This is a genomic window from Colwellia sp. BRX8-4 (genome assembly GCF_014077345.1).
In the GTDB taxonomy this organism is placed as follows: domain Bacteria; phylum Pseudomonadota; class Gammaproteobacteria; order Enterobacterales; family Alteromonadaceae; genus Colwellia_A.
Map to the genome: position 1 here is coordinate 284,868 of NZ_JACGVS010000002.1, position 17,817 is coordinate 302,684.

At 39.5% G+C, this 17,817-nt stretch carries 18 protein-coding genes; all 18 read left to right on the forward strand.

The genetic code is table 11. The annotated features are described in order from the left end of the window. The first annotated feature begins 29 nt into the window (after positions 1-29). The 18 genes from fliM to H4J56_RS03150 all read left to right on the forward strand — a co-directional run bounded on the left by fliM (position 30) and on the right by H4J56_RS03150 (position 17,814). The gene (gene fliM / locus H4J56_RS03065; RefSeq protein ID WP_146799119.1) at positions 30-1,100 is read left to right on the forward strand and encodes a flagellar motor switch protein FliM; all 1,071 of its coding nucleotides are present in this window, start codon (positions 30-32) and stop codon (positions 1,098-1,100) included. Between the two features lie 51 nt (positions 1,101-1,151). Next, positions 1,152-1,541: a flagellar motor switch protein FliN gene (gene fliN, locus H4J56_RS03070; RefSeq protein WP_070374625.1), complete on the forward strand. Its 390-nt coding sequence runs from the start codon at positions 1,152-1,154 to the stop codon at positions 1,539-1,541. A 5-nt stretch (positions 1,542-1,546) separates the two neighbouring features. Continuing rightward, positions 1,547-2,041, forward strand: coding sequence for a flagellar biosynthetic protein FliO (fliO, locus tag H4J56_RS03075; protein WP_070374624.1), 495 nt, complete (start codon positions 1,547-1,549; stop codon positions 2,039-2,041). A 53-nt stretch (positions 2,042-2,094) separates the two neighbouring features. Further along, positions 2,095-2,904 carry a flagellar type III secretion system pore protein FliP gene (fliP, locus tag H4J56_RS03080; protein WP_182221239.1) on the forward strand — a complete coding sequence of 270 codons (810 nt, stop codon included), beginning with the start codon at positions 2,095-2,097 and terminating at the stop codon, positions 2,902-2,904. After that, a complete protein-coding gene (gene fliQ, locus H4J56_RS03085; RefSeq protein WP_070374623.1) occupies positions 2,904-3,173 on the forward strand; it encodes a flagellar biosynthesis protein FliQ in 270 nt (89 codons plus the stop codon). Before fliP ends, fliQ begins: the two co-directional genes overlap by 1 nt. Beyond that, a complete protein-coding gene (gene fliR, locus H4J56_RS03090) occupies positions 3,173-3,955 on the forward strand; it encodes a flagellar biosynthetic protein FliR (RefSeq protein ID WP_182213520.1) in 783 nt (260 codons plus the stop codon). Before fliQ ends, fliR begins: the two co-directional genes overlap by 1 nt. Continuing rightward, the gene (flhB, locus tag H4J56_RS03095) at positions 3,955-5,085 is read left to right on the forward strand and encodes a flagellar biosynthesis protein FlhB (protein ID WP_182213522.1); all 1,131 of its coding nucleotides are present in this window, start codon (positions 3,955-3,957) and stop codon (positions 5,083-5,085) included. Before fliR ends, flhB begins: the two co-directional genes overlap by 1 nt. Before the next feature lie 128 nt (positions 5,086-5,213). Next, complete coding sequence (gene flhA, locus H4J56_RS03100) at positions 5,214-7,316, forward strand: flagellar biosynthesis protein FlhA (RefSeq protein WP_182213523.1); 2,103 nt, start codon at positions 5,214-5,216, stop codon at positions 7,314-7,316. Between the two features lie 42 nt (positions 7,317-7,358). Then, entirely contained in the window at positions 7,359-8,978 is a 1,620-nt protein-coding gene (gene flhF / locus H4J56_RS03105) for a flagellar biosynthesis protein FlhF (protein ID WP_259364648.1), read from the forward strand. A 113-nt stretch (positions 8,979-9,091) separates the two neighbouring features. Continuing rightward, the gene (locus H4J56_RS03110; protein WP_182213525.1) at positions 9,092-9,934 is read left to right on the forward strand and encodes a MinD/ParA family protein; all 843 of its coding nucleotides are present in this window, start codon (positions 9,092-9,094) and stop codon (positions 9,932-9,934) included. Positions 9,935-10,008: 74 nt separating this feature from the next. Then, positions 10,009-10,728 (forward strand): RNA polymerase sigma factor FliA, encoded by a 720-nt coding sequence (locus tag H4J56_RS03115; protein ID WP_070374618.1) that lies wholly within the window; start codon positions 10,009-10,011, stop codon positions 10,726-10,728. A 51-nt stretch (positions 10,729-10,779) separates the two neighbouring features. Beyond that, positions 10,780-11,163, forward strand: coding sequence for a chemotaxis response regulator CheY (gene cheY / locus H4J56_RS03120; RefSeq protein WP_182176128.1), 384 nt, complete (start codon positions 10,780-10,782; stop codon positions 11,161-11,163). A 48-nt stretch (positions 11,164-11,211) separates the two neighbouring features. Then, complete coding sequence (locus tag H4J56_RS03125) at positions 11,212-11,955, forward strand: protein phosphatase CheZ (protein WP_182213526.1); 744 nt, start codon at positions 11,212-11,214, stop codon at positions 11,953-11,955. A 13-nt stretch (positions 11,956-11,968) separates the two neighbouring features. Beyond that, positions 11,969-14,062 (forward strand): chemotaxis protein CheA, encoded by a 2,094-nt coding sequence (locus H4J56_RS03130; protein WP_182258834.1) that lies wholly within the window; start codon positions 11,969-11,971, stop codon positions 14,060-14,062. Between the two features lie 66 nt (positions 14,063-14,128). After that, entirely contained in the window at positions 14,129-15,301 is a 1,173-nt protein-coding gene (locus H4J56_RS03135; protein WP_182213529.1) for a chemotaxis response regulator protein-glutamate methylesterase, read from the forward strand. Further along, on the forward strand, positions 15,294-16,040 hold the full coding sequence (locus tag H4J56_RS03140) for a flagellar motor protein (protein WP_182213531.1): 747 nt from the start codon (positions 15,294-15,296) through the stop codon (positions 16,038-16,040). Before H4J56_RS03135 ends, H4J56_RS03140 begins: the two co-directional genes overlap by 8 nt. Next, positions 16,037-17,014: a flagellar motor protein MotB gene (locus tag H4J56_RS03145; RefSeq protein WP_182213533.1), complete on the forward strand. Its 978-nt coding sequence runs from the start codon at positions 16,037-16,039 to the stop codon at positions 17,012-17,014. Before H4J56_RS03140 ends, H4J56_RS03145 begins: the two co-directional genes overlap by 4 nt. A gap of 26 nt (positions 17,015-17,040) precedes the next feature. After that, positions 17,041-17,814: a ParA family protein gene (locus H4J56_RS03150; protein ID WP_182176122.1), complete on the forward strand. Its 774-nt coding sequence runs from the start codon at positions 17,041-17,043 to the stop codon at positions 17,812-17,814. Positions 17,815-17,817 lie beyond the last annotated feature (3 nt).

Genomic DNA, 17,817 nt, shown 5'->3' on the forward strand with positions numbered 1-17,817 from the left:
ACAATGCATTTAATTAAAGAGACTATTCAGTGAGTGATTTATTATCTCAAGACGAAATTGATGCGCTATTACACGGTGTTGATGACGTTGAAGAAGAGGAGCTAGTTGAAGACTTTGCCCGTGAAGCTGGCAGCACGTCTGACTATGACTTTTCATCACAAGATCGCATTGTTCGTGGCCGGATGCCAACACTGGAAATGGTTAACGAACGTTTTGCACGCCATATGCGTATCAGTTTATTTAATATGATGCGCCGCACTGCTGAAGTATCAATTAATGGTATTCAGATGATCAAGTTTGGCGAATATGTTCATACCTTATTCGTGCCAACAAGCTTAAATATGGTACGTTTTCGCCCATTAAAAGGCACCGCATTAATTACCATGGAAGCACGGCTGGTCTTTATTTTAGTCGATAATTTTTTTGGTGGCGATGGTCGCTATCATGCAAAAATTGAAGGTCGTGAATTTACGCCAACAGAGCGTCGTATTATTCAAATGCTGTTAAAGTTAATTTTTGAAGATTACAAAGAAGCTTGGTCACCCGTGATGGATGTCTCTTTTGAGTATTTAGATTCTGAAGTTAACCCGTCGATGGCCAATATTGTTAGTCCTACCGAAGTGGTAGTGATCAGCTCTTTTCATATTGAACTTGATGGTGGTGGTGGTGATTTTCACATTGCTTTGCCTTACTCAATGCTCGAACCTATCCGTGAGCTACTTGATGCCGGTGTACAGAGTGATAAAGAAGATACCGACATGCGATGGTCGAAAGCCCTACGCGATGAAATAATGGATGTTCCCGTTGAATTAACCACTAAATTTATCTCTGTAGACCTACCTTTACAAAAGATTATGGACTTAGAGAAGGGCGATATTATTCCTATTGAGATGCCAGAACATATTACGGTATTAATTGAAGGTTTACCGTCGTTTAGAGCAAAACTAGGCCGTAGTCGCGATAATGTTGCGATTAAAATATCTGAAAAAATTAAACGTCCTGAATCAGTGAAAAACGAATTAACGATATTAACTAAAGGAGGTAAGCGCCTAGATAGCGACGCTGAATTACATCTTTTAGAAGACGATTTCGATTATTAATAATTTTATTAAAGCAGCAGTAAACAAAAAAATAAATTTGAGGCCAATGGCATGAGTGATAAAGACGATGATTTAGGCATGTGGGATGAAGCGATGGATGAACAAGCCGAAGCTGCAGCCAAAGCCGAAACTGTTGAGTTAGAAGAGCTTGAAGAAGATGCACCAATAACGGGTGATGAAAAACGTAAACTGGATGCGATTTTAGATATTCCGGTGACTATTTCAATGGAAGTTGGACGTAGTCATATTAGCATTCGTAATTTATTACAGTTAAACCAAGGCTCTGTTGTTGAGCTTGACCGAGTTGCGGGTGAATCCCTCGATGTATTGGTCAATGGTACGTTAATCGCGCATGGTGAAGTTGTTGTGGTAAACGATAAGTTTGGTATTCGATTAACCGATGTTATTAGCCAAATTGAACGTATTAAAAAGTTGAAGTAATACTGATGCGTTTTTTACTTTTTAGCTTGTTAAGCTTACTTACTTTTTTGGGCCATGCTCAAGAAAGTATCGTCGCAACAACCGTCGTTGAAACAGACGACGCTCCCGTGATAGCGCAAACAGCACCGGCGACCGTTGAAGTAGGACGACATGTTATGGGTAATATTGATGCCGGTAGCATGATCGTTTCATTATTGGCGGTACTCGTTGCTATCGTTATTGTTGCTTGGCTATTAAAAAAGCTTCAAGTAGGGGGCACCTCAGTAAATGGTTTGAAAGTGGTGACTAGTTTAAATTTAGGCTCCAAAGAACGATTAGTGGTGGTGCAAGTGGGTAAAAAACAACTGTTACTCGGTGTTACCGGTCAACAAATTAATATACTTGATACGCTAGCCGAACCTATTGAAGTTAAAAGTGGTGTGCCGATAGAACTTAGCCAAACATTAGCACGCTTTAGCCGTAATTCTGCGAATAAAGCCAATAGTGAAAAATACTCATGAAAGACTCGATATTAAACGATGGTGCTAAAACGGCGCAATGTTCTGCTAACGCAATGGCAAAAAGAAATCCACTCGAAAATTTACTGATCCGTTTATTTTCTGTAAAAGGTTTTATTTTTTTATTTTTCCTCCTTGTTGCTTTTTTTGCCAGTCAAACGGTATTAGCCGCTGATGATTTGGGTATGTCGGCATTGAAGCTGACCACTAACCCTGACGGTTCACAAGAATATACGGTAACCCTGCAAATATTAATGTTTATGACCGCATTAGGCTTTATTCCTGCTGCGATTATTATGATGACCTCTTTTACCCGTATTGTCGTGATCATGGCCATTTTAAGACAAGCGATAGGATTACAACAAACACCGTCTAATCAGGTGGTTATAGGTTTAACGCTTTTTATGACCATGTTCATTATGACGCCTGTCTATAATGAAATAAATCAACGAGCGATTGAACCTTATTTAGCCGACCAAATGACATCAGTACAAGCCATAGATAGTGCAAAAATTCCTTTAAGAGCGTTTATGCTTGAACAAACCAGAATTAAAGATCTACAAACCTTAGCCAATATGGCGGGTATTGTTGAAGTTGATCAACCCACTGATTTACCGATGACCGTGATTATTCCTGCCTTTATTATTAGCGAGTTAAAAACGGCTTTTCAAATAGGTTTTATGCTCTTTATTCCTTTTTTGATTATTGATTTAGTCGTTGCTAGTATTTTAATGGCAATGGGTATGATGATGCTATCGCCGATGATCGTTTCTTTGCCCTTTAAGCTAATGTTATTTGTGCTGGTAGATGGTTGGAACTTGGTGATAGGCACTATCGCAACGAGTTATGGCATGGGGAGTATTTAATGAATCCAGAAGTTTTTGTCGACATACTCAGTGATGCACTATTTTTAGTGATTGTTTTGGTGTCTGCGATTATTATTCCGGGTTTGTGTGTCGGCTTAATCGTTGCTGTATTTCAAGCGGCAACATCGATTAATGAACAAACATTAAGCTTTTTACCTCGATTAATCGTGACACTTTTAGCCCTTATCTTTGGAGGGCATTGGTTAGTACAAAAACTCATGGATTTTACTATCCGACTGATTGCAAGTATACCCAGTGTGGTGAGCTAGTGGAATTCACCGAGTCAGTTGTGATGCAATATATTGCTGACTTTATTTTACCTTTCGCGCGCATTTCTGCGCTTATTATGGCAATGATTGGCTTTGGTTCTAAAATCATTCCAGGTAAAGTTAAAATTTTTCTGTGCCTAACATTAACGGTCGCCGTTATGCCGGCAATCCCGCCAACACAAGTTGGCAGCCTGATTTCTTTTGAAACAGCGCTGCTTATGTTTGAACAAATGGTTATTGGTGTTGCGCTTGGCCTAGTTACCGTTATGGTACTTAATACTTTTACCTTAGCGGGTCAAATTATTGCTATGCAAACGGGCTTAGGTTTTGCTTCACTCGTTGACCCGGTTAGTGGCATGAATGTTCCTGCTGTTGGCCAATTTTTCTTGATTCTATCTACCCTGATGTTTTGGGCAATGGACGGACATTTAGCCTATATACAATTTATTGTTGCCAGTTTTGAAACCTTGCCCATCGGGGAGTACAAGTTTACGGCCGATAAATTTAAAGAAGTGGTTGAATGGGGCGAGTGGATGTTTGTTACCGCGTTATCGTTAGCATTAGCGCCGCTAACGGCTATGTTATTGATTAACTTTTCTTTTGGAGTTATGACGCGAGCAGCCCCGCAATTAAATATTTTTGCGATAGGTTTTCCGGTAACTATGTGTGCTGGTTTGTTAATTATGTGGTTAACTATGGGTAACTTTTTTACGCATTATGAATTGCAATGGCAACGTGCACTCGACTTTAGCTGTTACCTCATTAATTGTAAGGCAAACTAATGGCTGATGCAGGTAGCGGTGAAAAAACAGAAGAACCTACGGCTAAGAAAATTGCTGATGCGAGAAAAAAAGGTCAAATAGCACGTTCAAAAGATTTAGGCACTATGTTTGTGTTGGTGGGGAGTGCTGTTGCAATAATGCTGGTTGGCGGTATGTTAACTGAAAGCTTAGCCGGAATTATGAAACGGTCATTTAGCTTGAGCCGTGAAGAAGTCATGGACATTCATGCGTTATACAATGTGCTTAGGGGCTCGGTAGGCACGTTAGTTGCTCCAATGTTGTGGATATTCTCTATTATTATCGTCGCCGCTTTTATTGGCAATACTATGTTGGGAGGGATGAGTTTTTCTTCTGAGGCTATGGCGCCAAAGGCTAGTAAATTGTCACCTTTAGCCGGTTTAAAGCGTATGTTTGGCATAAAAGCTTTAGTCGAGTTATTCAAGTCGTTAATGAAGTTTTTTGTGGTTTTTATTGTCGCGTATCTGTTGTTGAGTAGTTTGTTTCCAGAAATATTAGGTCTTAGTTTGGAGCTGATCCCACTGAGTTTAGAGCACTCGGTAACTTTATTACAATGGATGTTTTTAGCATTAGCCTTATCGGTAGGTATTATTGCTGCGATTGATGCGCCCTATCAAACTTGGGATCACAACCGTCAGTTAAAAATGACTAAGCAAGAAATTAAAGACGAAATGAAAAATTCTGAGGGTAGTCCTGAAATCAAAGGTCGTATTCGTCGTACTCAATATGAAATGTCGCAGCGTAAAATGATGCAAGAAGTGCCAGACTCTGATGTGGTTATCACCAATCCGACGCATTATGCGGTTGCGTTGAAATATGATGTCACCGCCGGTGGTGCGCCAATGTTAGTGGCAAAAGGTATTGATGAAATGGCGATGCATATTCGTACTATCGCTAAAGAAAATAATGTTGAAATTATTGCTTCTCCGGCATTAGCACGGTCTTTATATTATAGCGCAGACGCCAATCAAGAAATCCCAGAAGAGCTCTTCGCTGCGGTTGCTCAAGTGTTAGCTTTTATTTTTCAACTTAACGAACATAAAAAAGGTAAAGCCAAAAGGCCGACACCGATTGCAAAAAACCTTCCTATCCCCGATGAGTTCAAATATTAATGCTCTTTATAATCATTGGGTTAAGTGTTTTGTTGTCGATTTATCCATCACTCTAATTATATTTAATCGACGTTGGTCTACTTATTGCTATTTCATGGTATGCGTCAAAAAAATATCATAAGAGTAATATGCAGTTAATTACTTCATTTAAAGAGTTCAAAAAAAGTAAAATAAACCTATTTTCTGGTTTAGGTACGCCAATATTAATTATGGCGGCGCTTGGTATGGTTATTTTACCTATGCCGGCATTTTTACTCGATATACTTTTTTCTTTTAATATTGCCTTATCTTTGGTGGTATTACTGATCACCGTTTATACCTTAAAGCCTCTTGAATTTGGCTCTTTTCCTGCCGTACTGTTAATTGCCACTATTTTACGTTTAGCACTAAATGTCGCGAGTACACGAGTGGTGCTACTTGAAGGTCATGAAGGGCCTGATGCTGCGGGTAAAGTTATTGAAGCCTTTGGCTCTGTGGTTATTGGAGGTAACTATGCGGTTGGTTTAGTGGTTTTTGTTATATTAATCATTATTAACTTTGTGGTTGTTACTAAAGGTGCTGGGCGTATTGCTGAAGTAACCGCGCGTTTTACCCTCGATGCTATGCCCGGTAAGCAAATGGCAATCGATGCTGATTTGAATGCTGGCTTTATTACCGCTGACCAAGCAAGAGAAAGACGTATCGAAGTCACCAGTGAAGCTGATTTCTATGGCTCAATGGATGGTGCCAGTAAGTTTGTTAAAGGTGATGCGGTTGCCGGCATATTAATTTTATTGATTAATATTATCGGTGGACTCGTTATCGGTATGGTACAACACGATTTAAGCTTTGACAGAGCGGTTGAAATATACACCTTATTAACGATTGGAGACGGCCTAGTAGCGCAAATTCCAGGTCTACTTTTATCGGTAGGTACGGCGATTGTTGTTACGCGACAAAATACCTCTCAGGACATGGGCGAGCAAGTCAGCAGTCAATTAGGTCAAGAACGTTCTTTGTATATTGCTGCCGCCGTTATGTTTGTCATGGGTGTTATTCCGGGCATGCCACACTTTGCATTTTTATTCTTTGCTTTTATGATCGCTGGAACCGCCTTTTTAAGTGGAAAGTACAAAATTGCCAAAGAAAAACAATTAGCGGATAAATCAGATGCTGAACAGGTTGAAACCCAGCAACAAGAAGCAGAAGTAAAAGACTTAGGTTGGGACGATGTTAACCATGTTGACATTATCGGCTTAGAAATTGGTTATCGCCTAATACCTCTAGTAGATAAATCTCAAGGTGGGGAACTCCTTAACCGTATTAAAGGTGTTCGTAAAAAACTTTCCCAAGAATTTGGCTTTCTAGTGCCAGCGGTACATATTCGCGATAATCTTGATTTAGACCCTAATGTTTATCAAATATCATTAATGGGCGTGACTATCGGTGAAGCTGAAATTAGACACGATCATGAATTAGCGATAAATCCAGGGCAAGTGTTTGGCAAACTTGACGGCGTGGCAACAATCGATCCTGCTTTTGGACTAGAAGCAGTATGGATAAAACCAGCACAACGCGAACATGCTCAGTCTTTAGGCTATACCGTGGTTGACGCATCAACTGTCCTTGCCACTCATTTAAGTCAAATACTAACAAATAACGCGGCACAGTTACTTGGTCATGAAGAAGTACAAAACCTTCTTGATATGCTAGGCAAAAATTATCCTAAATTAATTGAAGGGTTCATCCCTGATGTTTTATCACTGGGTACTTTGGTTAAAGTACTACAAAACCTAATGAATGAAGGTGTTGCTGTTCGTGATATGCGCAGTATTATTCAAACGTTAGTTGAATATGGTCCTAAGTCCCAAGACCCTGAAATTTTAACCGCCGCTGTTCGTATTACCTTGCGTAAATTCATTGTTCAAGAGTTAGTGGGACCCGTGACTGAGGTACCTGTCATAACTTTGGCGCCAGAGTTGGAACAGATGTTGCACCAGTCTATGCAAATGGCTGGCGACGATGGTGCTGGCATTGAACCAGGTTTAGCAGAACGGTTACAGAAATCATTAGCTGATGGTGCTCAACAACAAGAAATGGCGGGTGATACGCCAATATTGTTAACCTCAGGGATTTTAAGAGCGGTACTGGCTAAATTTGTTAAATATACTATTCCAGGCTTGCGGGTGATTTCATACCAAGAAATTCCTGATGATAAGCAGATAAAAATAGTAAGCGCCATAGGTCAATAATTACGATATCAGTAATGAGCAGCAGAAAATATTTGCGGTTAAATGAATAAGTCATTAACAGCGATTGCAGTTGATAAGGGGTTAGTTTTGAAAATTAAACGTTTTGTAGCAAAAGATATGAGAAGTGCGCTGACACAAATCAAAGACGAGCTAGGTGCTGACGCTGTGATTATGTCAAATAAACGCGTACCTGAAGGCGTTGAACTAATGGCTGCGGTTGACAACAACGTAGAAATTAAGGCAGCACAACCCGTAATGCAAAATTCTCCTGAAAACAACTCAACAGCGCAAGCAACAAACAGTTTTGACCGTTCGATTGACAATGATGTGGTCAATATTAGACAAAATAATCCTTTGACCAGTCCTAGTGTTTCGCACAACTCGGCAGCAGAAGATACCCGCTTACCCTCAGACAGTTTAGCGGCTTTATTAAGTCGTCAAGTTCAGCAAGCACCTGCAAATATTGGTCAAGGTATTAATCAAGCTCAGCATGATAAAATCGTCCAGGCAGCCGCTAAGCTAAATAATCCAAATAACTCAGCGCAAGTTTCAACGCCAACACCGTCAAGCAATATTGAGCAGCAATTTAAAAGCTTCACCGACCGTTTAGAGCAAAATAGCCAAGAACAAGGTGATGAACAATCAAGCGACTCATATCAACAGCCGGTGATGAACCAAGCACAGTCTTTAGTAAGCGATGGCTTACCGCCACAAAATGTAAATAACGCCGACTTAGAGAAAATGAAACACGAAATGTCTTCTATTCGTGAATTACTAGAACATCAAATTTCGGGGTTAATGTGGCAGGATATGGCGCAAAAAGATCCCGCTCGTGCGATGTTGGTTAATCGACTAATGTCTTTGGGTATGAGCGAACAAGTTTCAGATCAAATTGCAGGTTATATTCCAGCACAAAAAAATGACCAAGATACTTGGTTATTAGCGAAGAAATTTATCAGCCAACAAATTAATACCACTAATAATGACATTATTCATCGTGGTGGCGTGGTTTCATTAGTGGGACCTACCGGCGTAGGTAAAACAACTACCGTAGCTAAACTCGCGGCGCGGTTTGCTCAGATTCATGGCGCAGACCAAGTGGTGATGATCTCAACAGATAACTACCGTATTGCTGGATTTGAACAATTAGCCACTTACGGCCGAATTATTGGTTGTGATGTAAAGCTTGCTGGTGATGCAAAAACCTTAGATACATTGTTGCAACAGTTCTCCAAAAAGAAACTGATACTTATTGATACTGCAGGTATGGGGCAACGTGATATGCGTTTAGCTAAACACCTAACTACTTTAGTTTCTAATGCAAGGGTCAGAATTCGCAACTATTTAGTGTTAGCTGCTAATACTCAACAACGAGTTATGCAAGAAAATGTTGATCGCTTTAAAAAAGTACCTTTAGCTGGCTGTATTTATACTAAACTTGATGAAAGCCTTAGCATAGGAGAAATAATTTCCACTTCGATTCAAAACGGTTTAGCGATAGGCTACTTAACGGATGGACAAAGAGTTCCTGAAGATATTAAAGTTGCAAATGCTGAAAAACTCGTTACGCTAGCAGATAAAATGAGCGCGAAAAATCAAATTAATAATCCAATAAATTGGCGAACAGCACCGATGAGTGCTAATACAGCTGTATTTCCATAACTTGTTCTAAATATGTGAATTTTGAAGCTATAAAAATATGCAGATTAAATGATTATAGGGTTATACTAAATTAAATTGATAGCTATTCGTAAGAAAGTAGAGAAATACGATAAATGAATGATCAAGCAAGTGGCTTAAGAAAAATGCAAAATTCAGCTCCGGTAAAAGTCATTGCTGTCTCTGGCGGTAAAGGCGGAGTAGGTAAAACTAACGTTTCGCTTAATACCGCTATTGCACTTGGACAATTAGGACAACGAGTTTTAGTTTTAGATGCCGATTTAGGCTTGGCTAATGTCGATGTTATGCTAGGTTTGCGGGTAAAACGTAACTTATCACATGTGCTTTCTGGCGAGTGTGAATTAGACGATATAATTATTGAAGGTCCCGCTGGTATTAATATCATTCCTGCTACGTCAGGTTCACAATCTATGGTCGATTTAACGCCTGCTGAACATGCGGGTTTAATTCGCGCTTTTAGTGATATGAACACAAAATTTGATGTACTTATTGTTGACACTGCCGCCGGTATTTCCGACATGGTACTAAGCTTTTGCCGTGCCTCACAAGATGTGATGTTAGTGGTCTGTGATGAACCTACATCTATTACTGATTGCTACGCCTTAATGAAATTATTAAGTCGAGATCATGGTGTATTTAAATTTAAAGTTGTTGCCAACATGGTGAGAACGCCAAGAGAAGGACAGCAACTCTTTGGTAAGCTTTCTAAAGTTACCGATCGATTTTTAGATGTTGCACTTGAACTCGTTGCTGTCATTCCATTTGACGAAAATATAAGAAATTCCGTTAGAAAACAAAAAGCAATTGTTGAAGCTTATCCACAATCGCCTGCAGCGGTTGCTTTTAAATCTTTAGCAGGTAATTTAATTAAATGGCCGGTGCCTAAACAAGCGTCAGGTCATTTAGAGTTTTTTATTGAACAATTGTTAGAACATTAATAACAAGAGTAATCAGATATGAGTACTTTGTTGAAAGTTCTATATCTTTCCTATAATTTAGCGAGTGAGCGATAGTGGTAAAACCAAATGCTTACAGTATTCAAACTGATAAATCTGCTATAATTTCGCAGCATACAGTTTTAGTGAAAAGAATCGCTTATCACCTATTAGCAAGGTTGCCTGCGAGCGTGCAGGTTGATGACCTTATTCAGTCAGGCATGATAGGCCTGCTTGAAGCGTCTAATAATTTTGATCACGGCAAAGGTGCAAGTTTTGAAACCTTTGCTGGTATTCGTATCCGTGGTGCTATGCTTGATGAAATACGCCGTGGTGACTGGACTCCCCGCTCTGTTCATAAAAATAGCCGCATGGTCAGTGAAGCGATAAAATTGCTTGAAGCAAGTTTAGGTCGTGATGTAACTGATATTGAAGTTGCTGAAAAACTTGATATTTCGTTAAATGACTACCATCATATTCTAAGTGAGGTAAGTACCGGTAAAATAATTGGTATTGAAGACTTAAGTACGGGGGCAGATGCTATATCGAATATGGAAGATGTGAATAATAACGATCCCTATGATAATTTTGAAAAAATAGTTTTTAAAAAATCGTTAACAGCATGCATTTCCACTTTACCCGAACGCGAAGCTCTAGTACTGTCACTATATTACGACGAAGAATTAAATCTTCGAGAGATTGGTCAAGTGCTTGATGTAAGTGAGTCGCGTGTTAGCCAAATTCACAGTCAAGCGATGCATAGGTTAAAAGGACGTATGCAATCTTGGCAAAGTTGAGTAGAATATACATATAATCACAATTTTAAAATGTTCTCACCGGAGGGTGCCTTGGATAAAAATATGAAAGTTCTTGTTGTTGATGATTTTTCAACGATGAGACGTATCGTCAAAAACTTGTTACGAGATTTAGGTTTCACTAACATTTCAGAAGCAGATGACGGTAGCACTGCTTTACCGATGTTAAAAGAAGGCTCTTTTGACTTTGTTGTAACTGATTGGAATATGCCAGGTATGCAAGGTATTGATTTGCTCAAAGCCATCCGTGCCGATGCGAAGTTATCACATATCCCAGTATTGCTGATTACTGCTGAAGCAAAGAAAGAACAAATTGTGATGGCGGCTCAAGCGGGTGTTAATGGCTATATTGTAAAACCATTTACCGCAGCGACGTTAAACGCCAAGTTAGATAAAATATTTCAACGCTTAGGTTAATTCCTTAATTAGATAGATAATTAATTAATCTAAACGTGAGGTTTTTGCATGAGTGCGAATACAAATGTGCATGTTTCTTTGGAAGAAGCAAAGCTACTGGTCGAATATTTAGAAAGTGGTCAACAAGACAAGGCAGATGAATTAATTGCTGAAATTCAAAATCCAATTAATTCTGAATTGTTTGCTGAAATAGGCAAGCTGACTCGCCAACTACATGACTCATTAAATAATTTTCAATTAGATTCCAGGTTAAATGATTTAGCGACAGCAGATATCCCCGATGCTCAAGAACGTCTAAACTACGTTATAACGCGAACGGAAGAAGCCGCTAATAAAACCATGGATGCTGTTGAATCTATTTTTCCCGTTGTGGATACGATACAAAAGCAAATAAAGGCTGTTAATCCGTTATGGCAAAAATTAATGCATAACAAATTGGAATTAACCGAATTTAAAAGTTTATGTGTTGATATAGATTTATTATTAAAAACGACAGATAGAGAATCAGTGCGTATGCATGATTTAATGACTGATGTTTTGATGGCGCAAGATTTTCAAGATTTAACCGGACAAGTTATTCGTAAAGTTATTGATCTAGTTCGTGAAGTAGAGGATAGCTTGATTGGTATGCTAACCGCTTTTGGTATTACGACAGATAGTAATGCAGAGCGAAGTAAACCTAAAGTAGGTGATAACTTAGTTGAAGGCCCGATCGTTAATGCAGCACAACGTGATGATGTTGTCGCTGACCAAGATGATGTTGATGACCTTTTATCAAGTTTAGGATTTTAATAGGAGTTGCTGGATGTCATTTGAGCAAGATGAAGAGATTCTTCAGGATTTTTTAATAGAAGCTGGAGAAATACTTGAAACGCTTTCGGAACAACTCGTAGAACTTGAAAACGACCCCGATAATGCCGAATTATTAAATGCTATTTTTAGAGGTTTTCACACCGTTAAAGGTGGAGCCGGATTTTTAGCATTACATAATTTAGTTGACGTATGTCATGGCGCGGAAAATATTTTCGATCTGTTACGTACCAACCAACGTAGTGTTAGTGCAAGCTTAATGGATGTTATTTTACAAGCGCTTGATGTTGTAAATGAAATGTTTGTACAAGTTCAAAACGGCGAGAAACTTGATAAAGCTGATGCTCAACTACTTGCAGAATTGCATCGTTTAAGCCAACCAGAAGGCAAAGAGCAAGCGCCTGCGCCAGTCGTTGTTGAAGCAGTAGCTACTCATGAAAGCGAAAGTTCTTCTAGCGATGAAATGTCAGAAGATGAATTTGAACGACTTCTCGACGAACTCCATGGTGGTGGCTCAGCTTCTACGCCAGCCCCAGCACCTGTAGAAACAGCAACGTCTTCAGACAGCAATGATATTTCAGATGACGAATTTGAATCCTTACTCGATGAACTTCACGGTCAAGGTGCTTTTTCGCCTGAAGTCGCTGCTAATAATTCAAGTAAACCATCTTCATCGAATAGCAGTTCATCAGATGAAATAAGTGACGATGACTTTGAAGCTTTATTAGACGAATTACATGGTCAAGGTCAAGCGCCGAAATTATCTGTTACTCCAGCACCTAGTGCACCAACACCTGTTGCTCAAACACCAGCCGCGAAGCCAGCACCGGTAGCTCCTGCAGCTAAACCTGTCGCTAAAGCGCCAGTGCCAGAAAAAGCGCCCGCTAAAGCAATGCAGGGTGAAACGACTGTTAGGGTTGACACTAAACGTCTTGATCAAATTATGAATATGGTTGGTGAGCTTGTTTTAGTGAGAAATCGCTTAACAAGTTTGGGCTTAACCAAAGAGGATGAAGATTTAACGAAAGCTGTTTCTAACCTTGATGCGGTAACGACTGATTTGCAAGGTGCGGTAATGAAAACCCGTATGCAGCCAATCAAGAAAGTCTTTGGACGATTTCCTCGAGTTGTTCGAGATTTAGCGCGCAGTTTAGACAAAGAAATTAAATTAGTGCTCAAAGGTGAAGAAACCGATCTAGATAAAAACCTTGTTGAGGCACTCGCTGATCCATTAGTGCATTTAGTGAGAAACTCTGTAGATCACGGTATAGAAATGCCTGATAAGCGCGAAGCATTGGGGAAACCAAGAGAAGGTGTCGTGGTGCTTTCTGCTTCTCAAGAGGGTGACCATATATTATTAACCATCAAAGATGATGGTGCAGGCATGAATGCAGAAAAGCTCAAAGAAATCGCGATTACTCGTGGTGTTCTTGACGCTGACTCTGCGGCTAGAATGACAGATAAAGAAGCCTTTAGTTTAATTTTTGCTCCAGGGTTCTCTACCAAGACTGAAATTTCAGAAGTTTCAGGCCGTGGTGTTGGCATGGATGTAGTCAAGACTAAGATCACCCAGTTAAACGGTACGGTAAGTATAGATTCTGAAATGGGCGTAGGTACAATCTTAGAGATTAAAGTACCGTTAACGTTAGCTATTTTACCGACATTAATGGTTATTGTTGGTAAGCAAACATTTGCTTTACCACTTGCTGGCGTGAATGAAATATTTCATCTTGATTTAACCACCACCAACGTTGTTGATGGACAATTAACCATTATTGTTCGTAAAAAGGCGATTCCACTCTTCTACTTAGATAAGTGGTTAGTACGTGATTTTGTTGAGAAGCCAAGAGAAAAAGGTCATGTGGTTATTGTTCAATTGGGCAATCAGCAAATTGGCTTTGTGGTCGACAGTCTAATTGGTCAAGAAGAGGTGGTGATAAAGCCACTCGACCGTCTATTACACGGCACACCAGGTATGGCCGGCGCAACAATTACCAGCGATGGTGGTATAGCGTTAATTATCGATGTGCCTAATATGCTGAAGTTTTACGCAAAAAAATCTGTTGTTAATAAAAAATTACGCTCTTAACGTATAATAAAGCCCTATTAAATTTTATTAGGGCTTTTTCATTCATAATAACAAATGAGATAATAAATGCCCTATAAGGTGTTGGTTGTTGATGACTCGAGTTTCTTTAGACGTCGAGTTACCGATATTTTAAATAAAGATCCGAACCTTACTGTTATTGATGTTGCTGTAAATGGTAAAGATGCTGTTGAAAAGGCTGTATCATTAAAGCCTGATGTGATCACCATGGATATAGAAATGCCATTGCTTAATGGTATTGAAGCTGTGAAACAAATAATGGCGAAAGCGCCAACATCAATCTTAATGTTTTCATCGCTCACTCATCAAGGTGCTAATGCTACCCTCGAGGCCTTAGAAGCCGGAGCACTTGATTTTCTCCCGAAAAAATTCAGTGAAATAGCCAAAACAACTGATGATGCAGGTAGTTTGCTGCGTCAACGAGTGGTTCAATTAGCGAAGACTAACGGTTTATTGAAAAGAAAATTGGCAGTAAAAGCTCACGCGTCACGAATTAGCCTATCTTCAACGGCCACTAATCCGGTGAGTAAACCCGTAAATAAATTCGACATTCAATCGAGAACTCCGCTGCGAACAACTAAAACTGAACCGAGTCAAAGCGAAAGTATTCGCAGTCAGGTTGTTAAAAGAAGCTCAGGTAAAAGTTACCAACTACTCGCTATAGGTACATCAACGGGGGGACCAATTGCCTTACAAAAAATATTAACGCAATTGCCGCAAAACTTTCCGCTACCCATTATTCTAATACAGCATATGCCCGCTGCTTTTACTTTTGCTTTTGCCAATCGTTTAAATACCTTGTGCAATATTAATGTTAAGGAAGCAGCAGATGGGGATATTTTAAAACCTGGTTGTGCTTACCTAGCGCCTGGTGGCAGGCAAATGATTATTGACGGTACGCCAAAATTAGCCAAGTTAAAAATTATAGAAGATAAGTCTGAAAAAATTGCTTTTAAACCAAGTGTTGATGTGAGTTTTGGCTCAGCAGCTAAGGTATTTGGTGGCTCAGTATTGGGTGTTGTATTGACCGGTATGGGCTCTGATGGCCGAGAAGGTGCTCGCATGTTAAAAGGTAAAGGGGCGACAATATGGGCACAAGACGAAGCTTCTTGTGTGGTTTATGGTATGCCGCAAGCCGTTACCGTTGCAGGTATTTCTGTTTTATCTTTAGCATTAGAAGATATCAGCCAAAGTATTATCAAGGAAGTGGACCATGGATAAGTTAACCATTGCCGGGCTTTTTGTCGCAATTACGGCCATATATTTAGGTTTTATTCTCGATGGAGGCTCCCTCGCTGCGTTATTTGAGTTACCTGCCTTTATCATTGTCTTTGGCGGTACTTTAGGGGCTGTAATGTTACAGTCATCTTCAGCGCAATTTTTTCATGCGTTGTCTTTATTAAAGTGGATATTTTATCCACCCAAGTATGATATTGACCAAGGCATTGATTCGATAGTTTCTTGGTCTGAAAAAGCACGAGAATCTGGATATTTATCACTGGAAAATATTGCCGAAGAAGAACAAGATTTTTATACCAATAAAGCGCTTAACTTATTAGTTGATGGTATAGAAGTAGACAACTTGCGTATCTCATTAGAATTAGATTTAGATCTTTATCGCGAGCATAATTTGCGCTCTGCTCATGTTTTTGAGTCTATGGGCGGTTACAGTCCTACCATAGGTATTTTAGGAGCGGTACTTGGCCTCATTCATGCGATGAGTAACCTTACCGATCCCACTTTACTTGGACAAGGCATTGCAACGGCTTTTATTGCGACTATTTACGGCGTTGGTTTTGCCAATTTAATATACCTACCCGTTGCTAATAAAATAAAGGCTATTATTCACCAGCAAACCATGTACCGAGAAATGATTGCTGAAGGCCTTATTTCTATTGCATTAGCAGAAAATCCACATGCCATTGAAAATAAGTTGTCGGCCTTTCGGTTAGAGCAATGAACCACTTAAGGAAACGTCGACATTCAGTCGAAAATGATAATGTCGACAGATGGTTAGTTTCATACGCCGATTATATGACCTTGCTCTTTGCGTTATTTGTTGTTTTATATGCAATGGCAATGGTTGATGAAGAGCCCTATGAAACCGCGACAGAATCAATAGGTAAAGTTTTTCAAGCCAATAATAAACTACCTAAAAATCGGGGGCATGGTGACGATATCCTCGATGTTAACAGCTCAAAAACTAATAAGCGCTTGTATGGTAATGGCATTTTAGATGTCGCTGGCCCTGAACTTTTTGACGGTGAGAAAACACTTTCTAATGTTTCTGACAGTCAGGTAGGCACTAATCTAACGTCACTAGAAAAAGAATTACATACCGCCTTGTATGAATTAATCGAATCAGGTTATGCGCAACTGCAGATTGATGGTGATTGGTTAGAAATAGAATTAAATAGTGGTATGCTTTTCCCCAGCGGCTCATCATCAGCAACCAACAATGCAACAACAATACTTGCGGTTATTTATGATGTAATTGGTTCATCCAGCAATTTTATTCGCATAAGAGGCTATACTGATAACCAACCGATTAATACTGAGATATTTTCTTCAAATTGGGAATTATCAGTTTTTAGAGCAACGGCTATTTTACGAGTGCTTGAAGACTTATCCCTTGATCCTGCTCGTATGGCTATTGAGGGGTATGGGCAATATTATCCACGAGAAGACAATAAAACAGCACAAGGCCGCGCGCAAAACCGTCGTGTTGTTATCGCTATATCAAAATATGGTTTAGAAAAGTCAAATTTACTTGCGACCCCTACCATCAGCATTAAAGACGTCGAAGCCATAAAGCAGATAGATAATGGTGATGATGAGGATAATGAAATACGTATCATAAGACTTGATAATGGTGGCATTAGAATTACAACACGAGAAGATGATAACCCCTCTTCTGAGCAGAACAATAATTAGTACAACGAAATAAGTAGGTTAGCAACTTGGTAGTATGGACCGTAGCAAATCAAAAAGGTGGCGTTGGTAAAACCACAACAACAATCTCCTTAGGTGGCTTATTAGCTGAGCAGGGCTATAAAGTGTTGTTGGTAGATACTGATCCCCATGCTTCTTTGAGTTATTATTTTGGTATCGAATCTGAAGATCTTGAGTTAAGTGTTTACGATTTATTTGTTCAAGTTTCAACGAAAGAACAAATAATGCAAAGTTTATGTCCAACGAAATACGACAATATAGATATACTCCCGGCAACTATGGGCTTAGCTACTTTAGACCGTTCACTCGGTAATAAAGGTGGTATGGGCTTAGTGTTGAAAAAAGCGATGATAAAAATAGCCGATGAATATGATTATGTCTTAATTGATTGTCCTCCGATTTTAGGTGTGCTGATGGTGAATGCTTTGGCGGCATCGCAACGTATTATTGTGCCAGTGCAGACTGAGTTCTTAGCCTTGAAAGGCTTAGACCGCATGATGAAAACAATGGATATTATGCAAGTTGAGCAAGATAAGCCGTTTAAATATACCATAGTGCCGACCATGTTTGATAAACGTACTAAGGCATCATTACTGACCTATAGAAAGTTACAAGAGCTATACGATGATAGTGTTTGGGCCGGTGTTATACCGGTAGATACTAATTTTAGAAATGCCAGTTATGCAATGCAGGTACCTTCAGATTACGCACCGTTAACACGTGGTGTTAGTGCATATAAAAAACTACTAAGCAGTTTATTAGAACTGCAAAAATTAGGTTAATTG